Origin of the sequence: Pseudomonas mediterranea CFBP 5447, from assembly GCF_000774145.1 — a bacterium.
Lineage (GTDB): Bacteria > Pseudomonadota > Gammaproteobacteria > Pseudomonadales > Pseudomonadaceae > Aquipseudomonas > Aquipseudomonas mediterranea.
In genome coordinates, this window is record NZ_KN322983.1 from 668233 (window position 1) to 686792 (window position 18560).

Below are 18560 nucleotides of genomic sequence, written 5' to 3' on the forward strand. Positions count from 1 at the left end.
TCGAACGCTTAACCTGTGAACACATCGCAGCCGCTTCGGGTTGCCTGGCTCACTATGGGAAATGCCATGAACAGTAAAGTCGAAGAAACTCCAAATCTGCTCCGTCAGCGTGATCAATTCGTCCCCCGTGGCCTGGTGACCGCGCATCCTTTGGTGATCGATCGGGCCCTGGGCTCGGAATTGTGGGATGTCGACGGCAAGCGCTATCTGGATTTCGTCGGTGGCATCGGTGTGCTGAACATCGGCCACAATCACCCCAAGGTGGTGGCGGCGGTGCAGGCGCAACTTCAAAAGATTTCCCATGCCTGTTTCCAGGTCGTGGCCTATAAGCCGTACCTGGACCTCGCCCAGCGCCTGTGCCAGATGATCGGCGGCCAGCACGCCTATAAAGCGGCCTTCTTCACCTCCGGCGCCGAGGCGGTGGAAAACGCCGTGAAGATCGCCCGCGCCCACACCAACCGTTCGGCGGTGATCGCCTTTCGTGGCGGGTTCCACGGCCGGACATTGCTCGGCACCACACTGACCGGAATGAGCCAGCCCTACAAACAGAACTTCGGACCATTCGCGCCGGAGGTCTTCCATACGCCTTATCCGAATGCCTATCGGGGCGTCACCAGCGAGATGGCGCTCCAGGCCCTGGACGAACTGCTCGCCACCCAAGTGGCGCCTGAGCGTGTCGCGGCGCTCATCATCGAGCCGGTGCAGGGCGATGGGGGGTTCCTGTCGGCGCCGGTAGAGTTCCTTCAGGGCCTGCGTGCGTTGACCGAAAAACATGGCATCGTATTGATCCTCGATGAGATCCAGACCGGTTTCGGGCGCACCGGCAAGTGGTTCGGTTTCCAACATGCCGGTATCCAGCCGGACCTGGTCACCGTCGCCAAGAGTCTGGCCGGTGGCTTGCCATTGTCGGGCGTAGTCGGCAGGGCCGAGATCATGGATGCACCACTGCCTGGCGGCCTGGGCGGCACCTATGGCGGCAACGCGCTATCGTGCGCGGCGGCGTTGGCGGTGATCGAAGCCTATGAGCAGGAGCATCTGTTGGCGCGCGGCGAAGCCTTGGGCGAGCGCCTGCGTCAGGGGCTGTTGCGCCTGCAAGCCCGCTACCCGCAGATCGGCGATGTGCGCGGCAGCGGTTTCATGCTGGCCATGGAGCTGATCAAGAATGACGAAGCGCGCACCCCGGATGCCGATCTGAACCAACGCCTGATCGACGAAGCCCGTGTGGGTGGCCTGCTGGTCATCAAGTGCGGCGTCTACCGCAACGTAATGCGCTTTCTGGCCCCCCTGGTGACCAGCGAAGCGCAAATCGATGAAGCGTTGCAGATTCTCGAAGGGGCGTTGGCGCGAGTCTTGAATTGAACGCCTGTGGCGGGGGAGCAGGCTCTCTCGCCATACTCATTCCAACGCGTTGGATGACCTGCATTAGGGACTCATCGGAGGCTTTTAGCCATGAGGCTGACTGAATATCGAGCGTTGTTGATCGACTGCGACGAGGTCCTGGTGGATCGGGACTCGGGCATCTGGGCGGCCTTGCAGCCGTTGCTGGAGAACCATGGCGACCCGCCGGACAAAACCCAGGTACTGACCGAGTTCGACGAGGCGCTGCGGGCCCTCTATCCGCGCTTTGGCGAGCTGGGCTTCAGTGGCCTGCTGTGCTTCGCCCACCGTCAGTTGGCCGAGCGCTGGAAGCTCAAGGTCAGTTGGGAGGAGGGCATGAGCTTCGCTCGCTCGGCGGCCAGTTGGACGCTGTTCGAGGATGCACCGGGTGCGATGCTCTACCTGCGCAAATTCTATCGCCTGCTGGTGCTGGGCGACCGTGATGTCGAGGACCGGGGCGTGTTGTGCGAGCGCTTGGGCATCGAGCCGGAGGATTTCGTTTCCCTGGCGAGCGACCCTCTGCAGGATCCCGACTGGCTGGCGGCCAACGGTCTCGATGCCGCGGCTATTCTCCAGATAACCCGTCCGGGTGCCCATTCACGCCGGGCCGGGGCTGTGTGCCTGATCTGCCGCAACCCCGAGTTGCCGCTCCAGCCGTGCGCGGCGGACTACTGCATCAGCAGCATGGCGGACCTGGTGGCGCAGCACCAGTTGTCGCTACGTCACTGATTTTGTTAGAAGATGGCCTACAAACGGCACGCAAGGGGTATGCGATGGAAGGTTTAGCGAAACTGGACCGTATTGACATCAGCATTTTGGTCGAGCTGCAAAAAGACGGCCGCATGACCAACGTCAGCCTGGCCGATGCCGTGGGGCTGTCCGCGAGCCCGTGCCTGCAACGGGTCAAGCGTCTGGAGTCGTTGGGGTACATCTCCAGCTACAAGGCCCACCTGAACCTGGCCAAGATCACCGACTCGGTGACGGTCTTCACCGAAGTCACCCTGAGCGACCACAAGCGCGAAGACTTCGCCAAATTCGAATCCAACATCCGCCTGGTGGACGAAGTGCTGGAGTGTCATTTGATCAGCGGCGGATACGACTATCTGGTGCGCTTCATGACCCGCAGCATCCAGGATTACCAGGACGTGATGGAAAGCCTGCTGGACAAGAACATCGGCATCTCCAAGTACTTCAGCTACATCGTGATCAAGTCGCCGGTACGCAAGGACGAGATCCCGCTGCGCAAGTTGCTGCGGCACTGATCTGCTTATCTAACCAGGAACCCCTGTGGGAGCGAGCCTGCTCGCGATGGCGGAATATCAGTCAGCATCCATGCATCTGATACACCGTCATCGCGAGCAGGCTCGCTCCCGCAAGGTTGTGGTGGATGTGCTGGCTTTATTCCTTGAGGAAGGTCAACAGATCCTGGTTCAAACGATCCTTGTGGGTCTCGGTCAAGCCGTGCGGTGCACCAGGGTAGACGATCAGTCGGGCGCCCTTGATCAACGCCGCCGAAGCCTTGCCGGACGCATCTATCGGCACGATCTGGTCGGCGTCGCCATGGATCACCAGCGTCGGCACGTCGAACTTCTTCAGATCGTCGCGGAAGTCGGTGGCCGAGAACGCGGCGATCGAGTCATAGGTGTTCTTGGCGCCGCCCTGCATACCCTGGGCCCAGAACGATTGAATCAGGCCCTGGGACGGCTTGGCGCCCTTGCGGTTGTAGCCGTAGAAGGGGCCGGAGGCGATGTCCAGATAAAGCTGCGAGCGGTTTTCCAGGGACGCCTTGCGCAGGCCGTCGAATACCGCCAGCGGCAGGCCGCCGGGGTTGGTGTCGGTCTTGAGCATCAGTGGCGGAACAGAGGACACCAGCACCGCTTTCTTGACTCGGGCAGTCCCGTGGCGACCGATATAGCGAGCCACTTCACCGCCCCCGGTCGAGAAGCCCACCAGGGTCACATCCTTCAGGTCCAGCGCTTCAATGACCGCCGCCAGGTCGTCGGCATAATGATCCATGTCGTTGCCTTCCCACGGCTGGCTGGAGCGTCCATGGCCGCGACGGTCATGGGCGACAACCCGATAACCTTTCGATGCGAGGAACATCATCTGCGCTTCCCAGCTGTCGGAGTCCAGCGGCCAGCCGTGGCTGAAGGTGACGACCTGACCGTCGCGCGGGCCCCAATCCTTGTAGTACAGCTGCACGCCGTCCTTGGTGGTGATGTAGCTGGCGGACTGGATAACGCTGCCGACGGCAGAGGCGGTGGCAGTGGCGCTGGTCTGAGCCGGCGCGGCTTGCGCGCCGACGCTCGCGAGTGCCAAGGTAGCGATGGCCAGGGTGCGGTTGAAGGTGTTCATTGGGCTCTCTCCATAAGGACTGGGTGATTGTCGCGATCGTTGTCGTTCGCGTTGGTGGGCAGATTAGAGAGAGAGGGCAATGACGAGAACGGCGCTGGTATCGATAGCGACTATAGGAATAACAGATACTTGCAAGGCTTTGATTATGGAAGCTTGTTCACGATGAGGTGGTGAAGATGAATCGTCTGCTCATCCCGCACAGCAGTGTTTGGGGTCTATGCTTACCTTGTCCCTGCGGTCAGCCCGCCCATGGAAAGCCAACGGTCCTTCAGGAGAACATGTGAAGTCTTTGACCCCCGCCACGGCGTTGCTCTGTCTATTGCTCGGCACGGGTGTGGTCAGCGCCGGGGAATATCAGGTGGTCACCGAGGAGTGGGCCCCTTACAACTATCAGGAGAACCGTCAGCTCACCGGCATGACCACGGAAATCGTCCGGGCCATCATGGCGCTGACCGGGGATGAGTTCGAGGTGCTGTTGCAGCCCAGTATGCGCGCCACCCAGATATTGAAGAACCGGCCCAAGACGATCATGTACTCGCTGTTCCGCACGCCGGAGCGTGAGCCGTTGTACAAGTGGGTCGGACCGATCGTGGAGGAAGCCATCTATCCTTATCAACTGGCGCGTACGCCGCCGGTGAACTCCCTGGAACAATTGCTGGGCGCCCCGCAGATCACCACGCGGCACGCCGGGCTGGTGCCGGAGAAACTGCAATCGTTGGGCTTCAAGAACCTCGACAAAAGTGCCACCGAGAGCAAGTTGCTCTACCGCATGCTATTGGCGGGGCGCACCAATATCATTGTGGGGGACACCGATGCGGGGGTGGCGTATTACAGCCGCCAGTTGAACATCGCCCCCGGCACCCTACGCAAGATACCCATCGAGTTGTACCGCTCATCGCTGTACATCGCTTTCAGTCCCGACAGCGAGGATGAACGGGTCGCGGCATGGGCCAGAGCCTTGGAGCAGCTACGTCAATCTGGCGAGTTGAAGCGTATCCAGCATCGTTACGAGCAGCCCCCGGCGCAGTGACCGGTTAACCCGAAAGAAGGCTCCTGCATCGATCACAGATTTTCATGTCGTCGACTCGAGGCTCAGAACTTATAGACGATACCCAGCCTGCCCATGATTTCCAACGCATTGGCCAGGCCCAAGCCGTTCATGGGCAGGCAGGCAAAGGTCTGGTGCTCATCGAAATGAGTGCCGATGGCCAGCAGTTTCAGATCGTGGGGATCCAGCTGTGCGTTGAAATACTGGAGCAGCGCCCGTTCCCAATCGTCGGCGCCGTTGACGGTATCGATGGCTTTACGGTCGGGCGTAGCGATCTCGATGTTCAATTGCCGTAGCGGGGCAAGGCTATTGACGGCGCAGACCCCATGGGACGACCACTCTTTCCATTCGAACCCGGCCAGTTGATTGGCCTGGGCAAGTGCTGCTTCGAGCTGAGTCCACGCCCAATCCCACTGTGCCGTGGGCGGCGCAATGCCCTGGATGAGCGCCTGTGCCTGGTCCTCGTCGAACAGGCAGTCGAACAGATCGGCCAAGGTATCGACCTGATCGAGCTGTGGCCCCGACCCTTGGGTGTCCAGGTCCCTGCTCAGGCGCTGCCATAGATTGCCCAGTTCCTCCCAGTCTTCCTCATCCATATCATCTTCGATCACCCTTGCCTTATCGCCGCGCTGGTAGTTGTCCAGTCGTGTCTTGAGGACACGTATCGCGCCGTCGACGAGATCGACTTCGTAGCTGCGGTAGTCCAGGTAGTTGGTCTGGAAAACGATGCGATCGGGAAATATCTCCTGGACGAGATCTTCTTCAGCGTCGAAATACACCGCACCGTCGAGGGCGCCATGGGCGGCGACGATGCGTTGGAACGGCAGGGCGTCGATTGGGTTCATGTGGGTCCGATCATAGGGGTTGTGGCGTTCACGGGTTGAGGTCTGTCATTATCCTGGAAGCCAGGATTTGAGCAGAAGCGTATGAATCGTCAGAAAAAAATCAAGCAGCTACTAAAGGCCCACGCCAAAAAGGCGAGTGCCAAGTTGGCGCCGAAGAACAAGCCCAAGTACATCAGTAAAGCGGATCGATTGAAACTGGCTGCTGAGTCCAGTGAAGACTCAGTCACTCCCCCTGAAACCGAGTAGTGTCAGTCGCCGGGATGTTGAATGTGCTGCCGTCATCGCGAGCAGGCTCGCTCCCACAGGATCTTGTGACCGCCCGGGAAAATGTGGGAGCGAGCCTGCTCGCGATAGCGGCCAGCCAGCCACCGCCGGTGCTTCTGGAAACGCTCCCTTCATATAAAGAACTTGCTCGGCGTCTTGCCAAACTGCTTCCTGAACATGTTCGTGAACGCGCTCGGGCTGTCGTACCCCAGCGCTAGCGCAACATCGATGATCTTTTCTCCCACCGCCATTCGCTCCACCGCTTGCAGCAGGCGCACCTGCTGCCTCCACTGCCCGAAGGTAATCCCGGTTTCCTTGCGAAACAGCCGCTGGATCGTCTTTCCATCAAGGCCGAGGCGGTCGCTCCAATCCGACAGTGTCGAGCCATCGGCAGGATCGCCTTGCAGCGTGACGCAGATCTTCTTGATCCGCGGGTCCGTGGGTTGCGGAAGGTGCAGCGGCAAGGTGGGGAGCAGGGCGAGCTCATCGAGAATCAACTCCATTACCCTGGCTGCGCGGGTGTTCGGGGTGTGCGGAAGCGGAAGGTGCACGGCGACCTTGATCAGTTCTCTCAACAGGGCGGAAATGCTGACGGCCTTCGTTTCGGTCGGAAGGTCTGCCACTGCGTCAGGCCGGACGAATACGCTGCGCATTTTGACGTGGCCCACGCACCGTACGGAATGTCGCTGCCCGCATGGCATCCACAGCCCCCGATTCGACGGGACGGTCCACTGGCTTGACGCCGTGTGCACAACCATCACGCCTTCGACGGCGTAGATCAGCTGGTGCTTTTCATGGGCGTGCGGTGGGATGAACCAGTCCGCAGGGTAATCGGTTGCCCGCCCGATCATGGTCCAGGCGCCTTCGTCGATCTCGAGCAACGCTTCATTCAAGGGTTTGATCATGATGTCCTTTTTGCGACGGTTGATTCCCTTGTCCAGTGAGACAGACATTTACATGGATTCTAGGATGACGACCAGCCTGTCAGAAAGTGCTGTCATCTTCTGCCCAGGTTTTTTTTCAGACCTTTCGCCTGGAAGCTTTTGTCATGTCCACCACCGCCACAGTCTCGACCACTGCCTCAGTCGTCAACCAAACGAGCCCGCTTGTCATGCGGATCATTGGCGCCTGCGCGCTCGCGCATTTGATCAATGACCTCATTCAGGCCGTACTGCCTTCCATCTATCCGATGCTGAAGGCCAACTATGGGCTGAGTTTTGCCCAGGTGGGACTGATCACGCTCACCTTTCAACTGACCGCCTCCCTGTTGCAACCCTGGGTGGGTTATCACACCGACCGTCACCCCAAGCCCTGGCTGCTGCCTGCCGGCATGGTCTGCACCCTCATCGGCATCATGATGCTGGCGTTCGTCGGCAGCTTTGGCGCGATCCTCCTGGCCTCCGCGTTGGTGGGCATCGGCTCGTCGACCTTCCACCCGGAAACCTCGCGTGTGGCCCGGCTCGCTTCAGGCGGTCGCTATGGCCTGGCGCAATCGACCTTCCAGGTTGGCGGCAATGCGGGCAGCGCCTTCGGCCCGTTGCTGGCCGCGGCCATCGTGATTCCGTACGGTCAAGGCCATGTTGCCTGGTTCGGCCTGTTTGCCGTATTCGCCATTTTCGTGCAGTACGGCTTGAGTCGTTGGTACCGTAACCACCTCAACCTGTTCAAGCTGAAACAGGGCGGCAAGGCAACCCATGGCCTGTCCAAGGCGCGGGTGACCGCCGCACTGGTGGTCCTGGCATTGCTGGTGTTCTCCAAATACTTCTACATGGCGAGTTTCACCAGCTACTTCACGTTCTACCTGATCGAGAAATTCCATCTGTCGGTGACCAGCTCCCAGTTGTACCTGTTCCTGTTCCTGGGAGCGGTGGCCGCCGGGACGTTCTTCGGTGGCCCCATCGGCGACAAGATCGGCCGCAAGAAAGTCATCTGGTTCTCGATCCTGGGTGCGGCACCTTTCACCCTGGCGCTGCCTTATGTGGACCTGTTCTGGACCGGCGTGCTGAGCATGATCATCGGCTTCATCCTCGCCTCGGCGTTCTCCGCCATCGTCGTCTTTGCCCAGGAGCTGGTGCCGGGCAATGTCGGCATGATTGCCGGCGTATTCTTCGGCCTGATGTTTGGCTTCGGCGGCATTGGCGCGGCGTTGCTGGGGTATCTCGCGGACATCCACGGCATCGAGTACGTCTACACGCTGTGTTCCTACCTGCCGTTGCTGGGTGTGCTGACCATTTTGCTGCCGTCGACCAAAGGCGTTTAAAGGCGGGGCGGCTTTATTGGCCGGTGTTCCACATTTCCTGAGGTGCCACAGGATCTGCGTCCGCTGCAAATCCCGTGGGTGCCGAGCTTGCTCGCGATTGCGGTAGTTCAGTCAGCAACAACGTTGACTGGTCTGTTGCTATCGCGAGCAAGCTTTGCTCCCACAGGTCTATGGCTTAACTGACTGGTATCAGGGCAAGCCCAGCTCCCACAGGTCCGGCGCTGTATGCAGATGGCGTGTACCACGCAAATCCCCTGTGGGAGCGAGCCTGCTCGCGATAGCGGTGTGCCTGGCATTGAGATGCTGAAGGCGCCGCCATCCTCAGAGAAAACAGGACAATCATTCCCTACGCGTTTTTTCTGGCCATCAGACAGGCTCTCCGATACACCACCAGTGGACGTCGACCTCATCGTCGCTCTGGGGCCTCAGATCTGGATGTAATCACTGCATTGGAGAAGGCCCTTGTGGGCGCCTGTGACCAGGTGGACGTAATGGCCGTTCACCCAGTCAACCGGCAGGCAGTCATCCACCTCAAGCACGGCGTCGGTGTGTGATTTGAGCCAATCCGCCGGCATGCGTCGCTTGCCCAGTTGTCTGGCCTGGGCCTTGTCCCGAGCCACTACCAGCAGGTAGCGGTGTGCCTCGCCGAACACGTCGCGCTCGTAGCCGCCGAGGTTGATGAAAAACAGCCTTGGCTCATCGGGGGCCGGGGCCATCGGGCTGAGTTCGACCCGGTAGGTATCGATGCCGTCAACTTCCCACCAGGCGTCTATGTGCAAACCCTTTTGGCTGCCGAACCAACTCTGGCGCAATTGAGGGTACGCATTTTCCAGTGAGTCCGCCTGCGCGAACACCACGTCGTGTACTTCGATGCTGGCGCGAGGATGCCGGCCGCCGAGCATGACTATGTACAGCATGAAAACTCCTTTGAGGGAATGTGCAGCGCATAAATCTATACATTTTTTGAATTTATCTGTACAAGAAACTAATCTTGTACAGATATTTATCATTCTACAGGTTTCTCATGGCGCATCCTGTTCGTTGGGCCTGTCTCTGCCTGATGCTGACGATGATGTCCCCAGTCGCCGCTGACTGGCGAACAACGCTGCCAACCGCGCAACGGCTGGGTGAGGGGGAGTTCAGCTGGTTCGGCTTGCGCCTGTACACCGCCCGTTTGTGGACCGTCGGCCCGTTTCAGGACTGGAACCAACCCTTCGCCCTGGAGCTGCTTTACCACCGATCGATGTCCCGGGAGACGCTGGTGCAGGCCAGCCTCCAGGAAATGCGGCGGCTTGGTACCGGCAACGTGACGCCTCAATCACTTGCGGACTGGGCCCAGGCGATGGAGGCCGCATTCGTGGATGTGCGCCCTGGCATGCGCATCACCGGCTTGTATCTGCCGGGCAAGGGCTGCCGTTTCTACGTGGAAGGCAAGCTCAGCCATGAAATTGCCGATCCGCTGTTTGCCCGGGCGTTCTTCGCCATCTGGCTGGACCCGCGGGCCCGGGAGCCACAATTGCGCCAGCGCCTGCTCGGCCTGGCTGATAACGATCGAGGGACCTGAACATGTACAAAGCGCTTTTAGTGGCTGCCTGCCTGTTTCTTGGCAGCTGTGGCAATGTCGATGTCGACCGCTACGCCAGGGAACAACCGCATTTGGACCTGGCGGTGTTCTTCTCGCGACCGGTGCAGGCCTGGGGGATGTTCCAGAAGCGATCCGGGGAGGTGGTCAAGCGCTTCCACGTTCGCATCGACAGTCGCCGGGACGGGGAGCGGCTGATCCTCGACGAACATTTCCTCTACAGCGACGGCACGCGACAACAGCGTACCTGGACGATTTTGCCGGACGGCCCGGGTGCCTGGCGCGGGACAGCAGGGGACGTGATCGGCGAGGCCCGGGGTGAAGTGGCCGGTAACGCATTGCGTTGGCGTTATCGGCTGGACTTGCCTGTCGAAGAGCGGCATTGGGAGGTGGACCTGGACGACTGGATGTACCTGATGGATGAAGACACCCTGATCAACCGTTCGAGCATGAGCAAACTGGGGGTGGAGATCGGCCAGATCACTTTGTTCTTCCGTCGCCTGCCGGAGGGTACGCCATGAATTTGAGTAATCTCACCGAGCGAGTCACGGCCGGGGAAGTCGAAGCGCTTGAACTTCTATCGCTGGAAGGCGGCTTCTATATCCTGCGGGCCATTACCTCTACCGGTCCGGTCACCTTGAGCAATGCGCAAGGACAGACTGTTCGATTGCGTTCATCCACCGAGTTGCGCCAGTTGCTGATAGACCTGCCACCAGTGCCCTGCACGCTGGTGCAGCACGTGGTGCATGATGAAATGTGCGGGCAGCGTGACGGCCCCATCGCGCCGTTGCGCTTGCCGTTGGCCCTGGCGAGCCAGTGGTAGGGTGGAAGACGCCGTGGCTCAGTGCCACGCCGCGATACGCACGAGCAGGGGGAAAGCCAACGCCCAGACCACGCTCAGCAGCAAGCCCGTTTCCATAGCGCCCAGCGGCAAGTCTACATATGCCATCCTGGCACCGCCTACGTAGGCGAGCGGACCGCCAATGGCGCCCAGCAACGCCCCGCGCCAAAAGGGCCGGCCGGCCCAGGCCAGACTGTGGCGCAAGCCGCTGGCCAGGACCAGCCACAAGAATGCCAGCCACAGGGGCAGTGGCCAGCTATCGAATCGAAACACGTCAAATGCGCCCAACAGGCCATCCAGCACGCAACCGGCCAGCGCGGTGCGCAGCAGGGCTTTTACCTCGGCATTGAAATCCCGGCACAGACACAGGTGCAAGGCCAAGCCGATGGGCACCAGCAGTAATAGCCAGGGGTGTTGGGCCCCAAGGACGCAGATCCACCAGCCGATCTGCAACCAAAGTGCATTGGCGACCTGCCAACGCTTGGGCATCAAGCCTGCCCGGGCAAGGCCGCACGCCGCGCCTGGGGCGCGGCCCAAAGCAGTTGCGCCACACCGATGGCACGCTCCTGGAAACCGCCCTGGCAGTAACACAGGTAGAACTCCCATAAACGCTGGAACGTATCGTCATAGCCCTGCGTCATCAATTCTGTGCGCGCCTGGCGCAAGTTGTCCCGCCAATGCTCCAGGGTTCGGGCGTAGTCCAGGCCGAAATCTTCCAGGTGCACGAGGTTGAGCTCGGTATGACGGCTGGCGGTGTCCAGCATTACGCTCAGCGAGGGCAGGGCGCCACCGGGGAAAATGTAGCGTTGGATGAAGTCCACCGAGCGCCGCGCCTGGGCATAGCGCTGGTCGCGTATGGTGATCGCCTGCAACAGCATGAGGCCGTCGGGTTTGAGCAGTGCCGCACACTGGCGAAAGTACGCTGGCAGGTAACGGTGGCCGACCGCTTCGATCATTTCGATCGAGACAAGCTTATCGAATGTGCCCTTGAGGTCGCGGTAGTCCTCGCGCAGCACCGTCACGCGCTGCTCCAGCCCCAAGGCGTGGACACGTTGCAAGGTATGAGCGTACTGCGCTTCGGAAAGCGTTGTGGTGGTAACCCGACAGCCGTGCCGGGTGGCCGCATGGATCGCCAGGCTGCCCCAGCCGCAACCGATCTCCAGCAGATGATCGCCGGGGTGCAGTTCAAGTTTCTGGCAGATGCTTCCCAGCTTGTGTAACTGGGCTTGCTCCAGCGTTTGTCCAGGCTGCTCGAACTGGGCGGCGGAGTACATCATGGTTGGGTCCAGTAGCCGCTCGAACAACGCATTGCCCAAGTCGTAGTGGGCCAGGATATTGCGTCGGGAACCGCGCCGGCTGTTGCGGTTCAACCAGTGCAGCAGCCGCAAAGCCGGGCGACCCAAGCGTGCCAAGCCACCTTCAAGAGCATCAAGTACCTCGAGGTTGGCGACGAACAAGCGGGTCACCAGGGCCAGGTCCGGGCTGCGCCAGAAACCGTGGATATAAGCCTCGCCCGCGCCGATCGAGCCATTGCCTGCGATCATGCTCCAGGTGCTGTCATCGAGGATTTCCACTTCGGCCTGCAACGGGCTGGCGGCATCACCGAAGCTCCACTGGCGCCCGTGACTGAGCAATCGCAAATGGCCGCGGCGCAGCTTGCCCAATTGAGCGAGCACGGCGGTGCGCGCCAGCCCGCCAAGCAAGGGCGCCAGGCCCGTGGACTTGTTAACGCTCAGGATGGAATTGGACATGGTCGGGGTTCTCGCAAGGTTGGCCGAGCGCCAGGTCGCCCTGGCAGGTCGTGTGGTCATGGATGGGGGTGCGCTTGAACAGCAGGCGCAGGGCTTGCCAGTAAATGGCCGAGACTGTGCGCAGGCTCATCCATGGGAAAGCCAGGATGTATCGATGCAGCGCCTTTCGATCCAGCGGCTGGCGGCGCAAGGCGAGGTCGGCCTCGAAAACCTTGTCGGCGCCTTGCCAGTTCTCCATGTGGATGTGCATGTGTTGTTCGTCCAGGACGAATCGCAGGTGATAGGCCATGTCCAGCGGCATGAACGGCGACACATGGAAGGCTTTGGCCACGGCGAACGGCTTGGCGAGGTTGTCTCGCACCGGCAGCACGTAATGGAAACGTTCACGCCACGGCGTGTTGCGCACCTCAAGCAGGATCGCCGCCAGGTGCCCGTCATGGTCATGGCAGAAGTAGAAACTCACCGGGTTGAACGACAGGCCCCAGCAACGCAGTTGCGTGAGCAGCCGGACCGGGCCGTCGGGCGTTTGCCCCGTGGCCTGTCCGACCAGCAAGCGGGCGGCCTGGGCCAATGGCTCGCCTTGGCGGGTCCGCGCGGGTAGGTAGTCGGTCTCGCGCCAGCCCAAAGGTGCCAGGCGCCAGCGCCCTAGCCAGCGCGACAGGCCGAGTAGCCAGGTTTGCTCGTCCAGATCCAGGTAGAACAGGCCGATCCGGTAGCGGAAGGCGTGGCGTCGCGGCGACAAGCGACGGTGACTGATCCAGCCCAGGCAAAGGCTGCTGTTCACAATGTCTCTCCGAAATGCTCAGCTACCTTCAGCGCGCTGACCACCCCGTCCTCGTGAAAGCCGTTGCCCCAGTAGGCGCCACAGTAGTAGCTCAATTGCTGGCCCTGCAGTTGCGCCTGGTCCGCTTGCGCGGTAGATGCGGCGAGGCTGTACTGCGGATGAGCGTACTGGAAGCGGGCGATGATCTTCGTCGGGTCCACCAGCGCCGTCTGGTTGAGACTCACGCAGAAGGTCTCCGCAGCCTGAATACCTTGCAGGATGTTCATGTTGTAGGTCACCGCAGCCGGGGCCTTCCTGCTGCCGCCAAGGCGATAGTTCCAGCTGGCCCAGGCCCTCCGACAACGCGGCAGCAGGCGGCTGTCGGTGTGCAACACGACGTCATTGTCGGCGTAGCGGATGGCGCCCAGTACGGCGCGCTCTTGCGGGCTGGGCGCCTCCAGCAGCGCCAGGGCCTGGTTGCTGTGGCAGGCGAACACCACCGTGTCGAAGCGTTCCGGGCCGGCGGCGCTGACAAGTGTTACACCGCCTTCGTCGCGGCTGACTCGGCGAACCTTGCAGTTCAGGCGAATACGTTCAGCGAACGGCTTGCACAACGGCGCGACATAGCTGCGCGAGCCGCCTTCGATGACCCGCCATTGCGGACGCCGATTCACCGACAGCAACCCATGGTTGCGACAGAAACGCACGAAAAACTGCAGCGGAAAATCGAGCATGTCCGCAGGCGACATTGACCAGATCGCCGACCCCATCGGCACGATGTAGTGTTCGATGAAGCGATGGCCGTAGCCCTGCGCCCGAAGGTAACTGCCAAGGGTAGTGCTGGCGTCGATACGCCGGTCGTCCAGGTCGGCGAGTGCCTGGCGGTTGAAGCGCAGGATGTCGCGCAGCATCCCCCAGAATCCCGGCGACACCAGGTTGCGGCGCTGGGCGAACAGTGTGTTCAGGTCGTGACCGTTGTATTCCAGGCCGGTTTGCGGGTCATGCACGGAGAAACTCATCTCGGTCGGCCGCGAGGCGACCTTGAGCTGATCGAGCAAGCGGATGAAGTTCGGATAGGTCCAGTCGTTGAAGACAATGAAGCCGGTGTCGATGGCATGCTGTTCGCCACGCCAGTCCACATCGACGGTATGCGTATGGCCGCCGATCCATTCGTCGGCCTCGAAAACCGTCACCTCGTGTTTGCGGGAAAGCAGGTAGGCGCAGGTCAGACCCGCGATGCCGCTGCCAATGATTGCTATGCGCATCGATCATCAATCCTGTTCATGACGGGCCAGGCGCTGGCCCAGTACCAGGCGCACACGCGCGGGCATGGCCCCGAGCAGGCGCAACGCCAGGGTAAAAATGCCGGGGAAATTGATTTCCAGCGGGCGCCGGGGCAGACGCCTGGCGATATGCCGGGCGGCTCGCTGCGCCGACCACAGTTGCGGCATGGGGAAGTCATTGCGGCGGGTCAGTGGCGTATCGACGAAGCCAGGGCTGACCAGGGTGACGTCGATGCCTTCGCGGGCCAGGTCGATACGTTGCGATTCCACCAGATAGCGCACGGCCGCCTTGGACGCGCCATAGGCACCGGCGCGGGGCAACGCCAGCCAGGTCACCGAACTGCCCATCACTACCAGGTGAGGACGCTGGCCGGCGCGCAGCAAGGGCAGAGCGACGGCCAGGCAATGGCTGACCCCCATAAGATTGGTGCGGACCACTCGCTCGACCACCGCTGGGTCGAAATGTCCCGGCTCCAGGTATTCGCAGGTACCTGCATTGAGGATCGCCATGTCCAGTGCTCCCCAGTCCCGCTGGATCTGGGCTGCGATCGCGGCGGCCTGCTCCGGGTCGTCGAGATCACCAATGGCCAACAGCACCTGGCCGGGAAAACGTTCTGCCAGGGGCGCCAGGCTATCCGCGCGACGACCGCCCAAGGCCACTTGGTGACCTTGCTCCAGCAGGCTCTGCGCGAGCTCGGCACCGATACCACTGCTGGCACCGGTCAACCAGCAGCGGCTCATGCCAACCTGCCCTTGAGCCAACGGATGGCGCCGCCCATGACTGGAACATGTTCATAGAGCAGGGCGCCTGCGTCGAAATAATCCTGGTGAAAATGAACCCGGTCGCGCCACTGCAAATGACTGCAGCCTTGCAAAGTAATCGGCTGGCCGCGAGCCAGGCGTGGATGGCGGAATTGCAAGGTCCAACGCAGGTAACCCTCCCCAGGACGGACTTCGTCGGCGTGGGTGAAGGCATAGCGGATAGCGTCGGCGTTGGTGTACAGCTCGGTGAAGTAGGCCCGCAGGTGCGTCAGGCCCTGAATTTGATGCAAGGGATCGCGAAAGATGATGTCTTTGTTGTACAGCTTTTCCAGTGCATCAAGATTGTCCCCCCTGAGGGTGGCAAAATCCTCGGCGAATTGCTGTAGATAAGCTGACATGCGGCGCTCCAGAGAATCCTGTACAAAAAAGAAATGTTGTACAGGTATGTCTGAAGCGTACGGTTAAATCTGTACAAGTCAATCATATTGTACAGTTTTTTTGTTCAGCGATTGGCCTCGGTGAGTTGCTGGCGCAGTTGCGCAACTTCTGTTTCCAGCGCGCGAACCTGTTCCTCGGCGGCAATCTGCGCGGTGACGTCGCGTTGGATGCCGATGTAGTACGTCAATTGGTCCGCCTCGTTGTGCACGGGCGTGATGGACAATTCGTTCCAGAACAGGCTGCCGTCCTTGCGGTAGTTGCGCAGGACCTGGCGGCAGGGCCGGCCTTGGCTGATCGCCTCGCGGATGGCGGCGATGCCCGCCTGCTCATGATCCTGGCGCTGCAGAAAGCGACAGTCCTGATAGAGGATGTCGTCGGCGCTATAGCCGGTAAGGCGCTCGAAGGCGGGGTTGGTGTAGATGAGGATGCTGTCATCGCCCTCCTGCTCGGCGACGACAATGCCATCGTTGGAGTTCTCGACCATCAATTGCAGCAGTTTTGCGTCGATCATTTGGCCCACCCACGAAAGTATGCAGCAGTCTGCGTAGCGCACCTGTGCGAAGCGCCGGCGCGGTTTGCCACATGATGACCTACGGATGCTCGCCGCAGAAAGACTGTATGGGTTTAGAATGTGCCACCTTTCGGATAAATCCCTCGATGACTGAAGCCACTTCACCCGATTTGCTGCCCATGCGCGACGTGGTCAGCCTGACCGGCATCAATCCGGTGACACTGCGTGCCTGGGAGCGGCGCCATGGGCTGATCCGCCCCCAGCGCACCGAGGGTGGCCATCGCTTGTACACGGCCGATGATGTGCAGCGCATACGCGATATCTTGCGCTGGACGGCCGCTGGCTTGTCCATCAGCAAGGTTGGCGAAATGCTCGAAGGCCAGCGTGAGGCGCTCCCGCCCCAGGACAGCGAGCTCGACGATTGGCGGGCGGCCGTCATGGACGCCACCAGAACCTTCGATGCCCAGGCGCTGGAAACGCTCTATCGCCAGCTATTCATGCTGTTGCCCAAGGCTGTCGTGTTGCGCAAGGTATTGATGCCGGTCTGGAATGACCTGGCTTCAGGCAGTGCGCCAGGTGAGTGCAGCCAATGGCTGTTCCTCGATACCTTCCTGCGCGGCCGGCTGCTGTTGCGCCTTCAGGTGGACCAGGCGGATGCGCCGCGCGTGCTGCTGGCAGGCACCGAAGGGCACGCCGAACTGCAGTTGCTGTGCGCCGGCGTGCTGCTGGGCGGCCAGCAACAGCGCGTCGAAGTGCTCGGCTGCGGGCAGCCATTGGAAGAGCTTCCGCTCGTGTGCGCGGCCATCCAGCCGGCAGCGCTGGTGATTGCGCTGCAGGCACCGGTGAACCCCATCCTGGCCAAGCGACTCCGTTCGTTGCAGATGGATATCGCTTGTCCATTGGCCCTGTCGGGTGCGGGGCTGGGCCGCTCGCAAGCCGCTTTGCAAGGTATTCCGCTGTGCCTGCTGAACGAACAGGACGCCGATGTCGAGGGCCTGCTCAATGCCTTGATCAGGGGCAACCTGGACCTGTGAAGAGCGTTTCACGACTCTGCGGACAAACATTAGGCCATTCAAGTGATGGCCTTTTGATTTCATTCGAATCCCGCTAGAATCCGCCACCCTCTCCATGAGCGGCATACAGCAAATTACGCAAGGAAGTTGATATGCAATTTGGAAAAGCCATAGGCCTCGCCCTGGCCTTGAGCCTCACTGGCTGCGCCAGCTTCACCAAAGATGAAGTCGCCCCCGTGAACCTGCCTTCGATGGCCAGCTACTCCAACAAGCCGAACGTCTACGTCGACTTCGACTTCTATCAAGGCGAACCCGACAACGCCAAGGCCACCGAAATGCCGCAGGCCCGGGACATGCTCAAGCCCGAGCTGAAACGGACCTTCGATGAATCAGGGCTGTTCGGCCGTGTGATTTTCGACGAATTCCAGAAACAACCCGGCGACTACAGCCTGCGCTTGAAGGTCTACAACCATGCGCCAAGCGGTGGGCAAATGGTGTTGGCGTTCATCAGTGGTTTTTCCCTCGGGGTTATTCCAGCACTGGGAACAGACCAGTACACCATGAGCCTGGAAACCGTGGACGAGCGGGGTCAATCGTTGGCCAAGGCCAGCAACCACGATGCGATCAACACCTGGATCGGCATCTGGTTCCTGCCGCTGGCAGGCAACACGCCCAAGGCGGCCGTCACCGACACCTTCCACCGCCAGGTCAATGCGCTGTTGAAGAACTGGGTCGACAACAACCGCATGAAATACTCCGCTGTCGACACCCACATCCCACGGGGCTGACAGCCGATAAAAAAAGAGCCGCGATTGCGGCTCTTTTTTTGTGCTTACTTCAACGCTTGAGTGAATTGTGGATCGCTGTACAAGTTCTTGAGCAGGTCTTGCACCATCGGGTTGTAGTTATTCGCGGCCGCCGGAATGGCGATCGGGCCGAAGAAGCTGCTGTCCCATTCGCGTTGCACGTCCTTGGTGGTTTCGTAGAGAACCTGGTCACCCTTGCGCAGCGTGAAACGCGCAGACAGCTCGCCATGACCGCTGCCCATGCCGGCAGTCAGCTGGTTCTTGACCAATTGAACCTGCAATTGTCGATCAGCACGTGGGTCCAACAGACCCGCCTGGCGCAGCTCATCGTTGATCGCCGCCTGGATGTGCAGTGGAACGCTGCCTGCGGGCGAGGAGATCGGATTCATCCGCACCATCAGCGACCCTTGGCCGGCATCGGCATTCACCTGGGCTTCACGCAGAGGCTGCATCGGCTCATGTTGCTTGAGCTGCTGAACGTTCTGGTAGTTGGGTTCATAACGGGCCATGGTCACGCCGCAGCCTTGGAGCAACAGTGCGCAGAATGGTAGAGCCAGGTAGAGCTTCTTCACAGCAAATCCTTATGTGCTTTTTTGGGAGGGGGATTATCGGTGGATGGCATTGCGCTATCAAGGTTGGAAGTGCTGGAGTGCTCTGAAAA

At 60.7% G+C, this 18560-nt stretch carries 23 protein-coding genes; 11 read left to right on the forward strand and 12 right to left on the reverse strand.

The annotated features are described in order from the left end of the window. Positions 1-66 precede the first annotated feature (66 nt). The 3 genes from gabT to N005_RS08585 all read left to right on the forward strand — a co-directional run bounded on the left by gabT (position 67) and on the right by N005_RS08585 (position 2639). Positions 67-1359, forward strand: coding sequence for a 4-aminobutyrate--2-oxoglutarate transaminase (gene gabT / locus N005_RS08575; protein WP_047700784.1), 1293 nt, complete (start codon positions 67-69; stop codon positions 1357-1359). A gap of 90 nt (positions 1360-1449) precedes the next feature. Next, positions 1450-2106: an HAD family hydrolase gene (locus N005_RS08580; RefSeq protein ID WP_047700785.1), complete on the forward strand. Its 657-nt coding sequence runs from the start codon at positions 1450-1452 to the stop codon at positions 2104-2106. A 44-nt stretch (positions 2107-2150) separates the two neighbouring features. Beyond that, positions 2151-2639, forward strand: coding sequence for an Lrp/AsnC family transcriptional regulator (locus tag N005_RS08585; RefSeq protein ID WP_003203167.1), 489 nt, complete (start codon positions 2151-2153; stop codon positions 2637-2639). Positions 2640-2775: 136 nt separating this feature from the next. Here N005_RS08585 and N005_RS08590 read toward each other — a convergent pair whose 3' ends face one another. Next, positions 2776-3732: an alpha/beta fold hydrolase gene (locus N005_RS08590; RefSeq protein WP_047700786.1), complete on the reverse strand. Its 957-nt coding sequence runs from the start codon at positions 3730-3732 to the stop codon at positions 2776-2778. Between the two features lie 280 nt (positions 3733-4012). Between N005_RS08590 and N005_RS08595 the strand changes: the two genes are divergently transcribed. After that, the gene (locus tag N005_RS08595) at positions 4013-4762 is read left to right on the forward strand and encodes a substrate-binding periplasmic protein (RefSeq protein WP_047700787.1); all 750 of its coding nucleotides are present in this window, start codon (positions 4013-4015) and stop codon (positions 4760-4762) included. 62 nt (positions 4763-4824) lie between these two features. Here the strand turns inward: N005_RS08595 and N005_RS08600 are convergent, their stop codons facing one another. Continuing rightward, positions 4825-5625, reverse strand: a complete 801-nt coding sequence (locus tag N005_RS08600) for a hypothetical protein (protein WP_047700788.1) — start codon at positions 5623-5625, stop codon at positions 4825-4827. Positions 5626-5706: 81 nt separating this feature from the next. Between N005_RS08600 and N005_RS28110 the strand changes: the two genes are divergently transcribed. Beyond that, a complete protein-coding gene (locus N005_RS28110) occupies positions 5707-5871 on the forward strand; it encodes a DUF2986 domain-containing protein (RefSeq protein ID WP_081993236.1) in 165 nt (54 codons plus the stop codon). Between the two features lie 149 nt (positions 5872-6020). Here N005_RS28110 and N005_RS08605 read toward each other — a convergent pair whose 3' ends face one another. Further along, on the reverse strand, positions 6021-6842 hold the full coding sequence (locus N005_RS08605; protein ID WP_047700789.1) for an AraC family transcriptional regulator: 822 nt from the start codon (positions 6840-6842) through the stop codon (positions 6021-6023). A 95-nt stretch (positions 6843-6937) separates the two neighbouring features. Between N005_RS08605 and N005_RS08610 the strand changes: the two genes are divergently transcribed. Then, entirely contained in the window at positions 6938-8149 is a 1212-nt protein-coding gene (locus tag N005_RS08610; protein ID WP_047700790.1) for an MFS transporter, read from the forward strand. Between the two features lie 425 nt (positions 8150-8574). Here N005_RS08610 and N005_RS08615 read toward each other — a convergent pair whose 3' ends face one another. Then, entirely contained in the window at positions 8575-9066 is a 492-nt protein-coding gene (locus N005_RS08615; RefSeq protein ID WP_047700791.1) for a DUF1543 domain-containing protein, read from the reverse strand. A 107-nt stretch (positions 9067-9173) separates the two neighbouring features. Here N005_RS08615 and N005_RS08620 point away from each other — a divergent pair, with 107 nt between their 5' ends. From N005_RS08620 to N005_RS08630, 3 genes are read left to right on the forward strand one after another with little or no spacing between them, the layout of a single operon-like run. Then, entirely contained in the window at positions 9174-9713 is a 540-nt protein-coding gene (locus N005_RS08620) for a chalcone isomerase family protein (RefSeq protein WP_047700792.1), read from the forward strand. A 2-nt stretch (positions 9714-9715) separates the two neighbouring features. Then, positions 9716-10252: a DUF3833 domain-containing protein gene (locus N005_RS08625; RefSeq protein ID WP_047700793.1), complete on the forward strand. Its 537-nt coding sequence runs from the start codon at positions 9716-9718 to the stop codon at positions 10250-10252. Continuing rightward, on the forward strand, positions 10249-10554 hold the full coding sequence (locus tag N005_RS08630) for a DUF6482 family protein (protein WP_047700794.1): 306 nt from the start codon (positions 10249-10251) through the stop codon (positions 10552-10554). Before N005_RS08625 ends, N005_RS08630 begins: the two co-directional genes overlap by 4 nt. An 18-nt stretch (positions 10555-10572) precedes the next feature. Here the strand turns inward: N005_RS08630 and N005_RS08635 are convergent, their stop codons facing one another. From N005_RS08635 to N005_RS08665, 7 genes are all read right to left on the reverse strand, one after another. After that, positions 10573-11061 (reverse strand): DUF2878 domain-containing protein, encoded by a 489-nt coding sequence (locus N005_RS08635; protein WP_047700795.1) that lies wholly within the window; start codon positions 11059-11061, stop codon positions 10573-10575. Continuing rightward, the gene (locus N005_RS08640; protein WP_047700796.1) at positions 11061-12323 is read right to left on the reverse strand and encodes an SAM-dependent methyltransferase; all 1263 of its coding nucleotides are present in this window, start codon (positions 12321-12323) and stop codon (positions 11061-11063) included. The genes N005_RS08635 and N005_RS08640 overlap by 1 nt, the downstream gene beginning before the upstream one ends. Beyond that, the gene (locus N005_RS08645; RefSeq protein WP_047700797.1) at positions 12298-13107 is read right to left on the reverse strand and encodes a DUF1365 domain-containing protein; all 810 of its coding nucleotides are present in this window, start codon (positions 13105-13107) and stop codon (positions 12298-12300) included. Before N005_RS08645 ends, N005_RS08640 begins: the two co-directional genes overlap by 26 nt. Then, complete coding sequence (locus N005_RS08650) at positions 13104-14351, reverse strand: NAD(P)/FAD-dependent oxidoreductase (protein WP_047700798.1); 1248 nt, start codon at positions 14349-14351, stop codon at positions 13104-13106. The genes N005_RS08645 and N005_RS08650 overlap by 4 nt, the downstream gene beginning before the upstream one ends. Before the next feature lie 6 nt (positions 14352-14357). Next, positions 14358-15110, reverse strand: a complete 753-nt coding sequence (locus tag N005_RS08655; protein ID WP_047700799.1) for an SDR family NAD(P)-dependent oxidoreductase — start codon at positions 15108-15110, stop codon at positions 14358-14360. Continuing rightward, positions 15107-15529: a nuclear transport factor 2 family protein gene (locus N005_RS08660; protein WP_047700800.1), complete on the reverse strand. Its 423-nt coding sequence runs from the start codon at positions 15527-15529 to the stop codon at positions 15107-15109. The genes N005_RS08655 and N005_RS08660 overlap by 4 nt, the downstream gene beginning before the upstream one ends. Positions 15530-15633: 104 nt before the next feature. Next, positions 15634-16080, reverse strand: coding sequence for a PAS domain S-box protein (locus N005_RS08665; protein ID WP_047700801.1), 447 nt, complete (start codon positions 16078-16080; stop codon positions 15634-15636). Positions 16081-16226: 146 nt separating this feature from the next. On the opposite strand from N005_RS08665, the gene N005_RS08670 reads away from it, so the two are divergent. Together N005_RS08670 and N005_RS08675 are read left to right on the forward strand one after the other, a co-directional pair. Further along, complete coding sequence (locus N005_RS08670) at positions 16227-17114, forward strand: MerR family transcriptional regulator (RefSeq protein ID WP_047700802.1); 888 nt, start codon at positions 16227-16229, stop codon at positions 17112-17114. Between the two features lie 131 nt (positions 17115-17245). Continuing rightward, positions 17246-17881, forward strand: coding sequence for a hypothetical protein (locus tag N005_RS08675; protein WP_047700803.1), 636 nt, complete (start codon positions 17246-17248; stop codon positions 17879-17881). Between the two features lie 44 nt (positions 17882-17925). Here the strand turns inward: N005_RS08675 and N005_RS08680 are convergent, their stop codons facing one another. Continuing rightward, a complete protein-coding gene (locus tag N005_RS08680; protein WP_047700804.1) occupies positions 17926-18471 on the reverse strand; it encodes a hypothetical protein in 546 nt (181 codons plus the stop codon). Positions 18472-18560 lie beyond the last annotated feature (89 nt).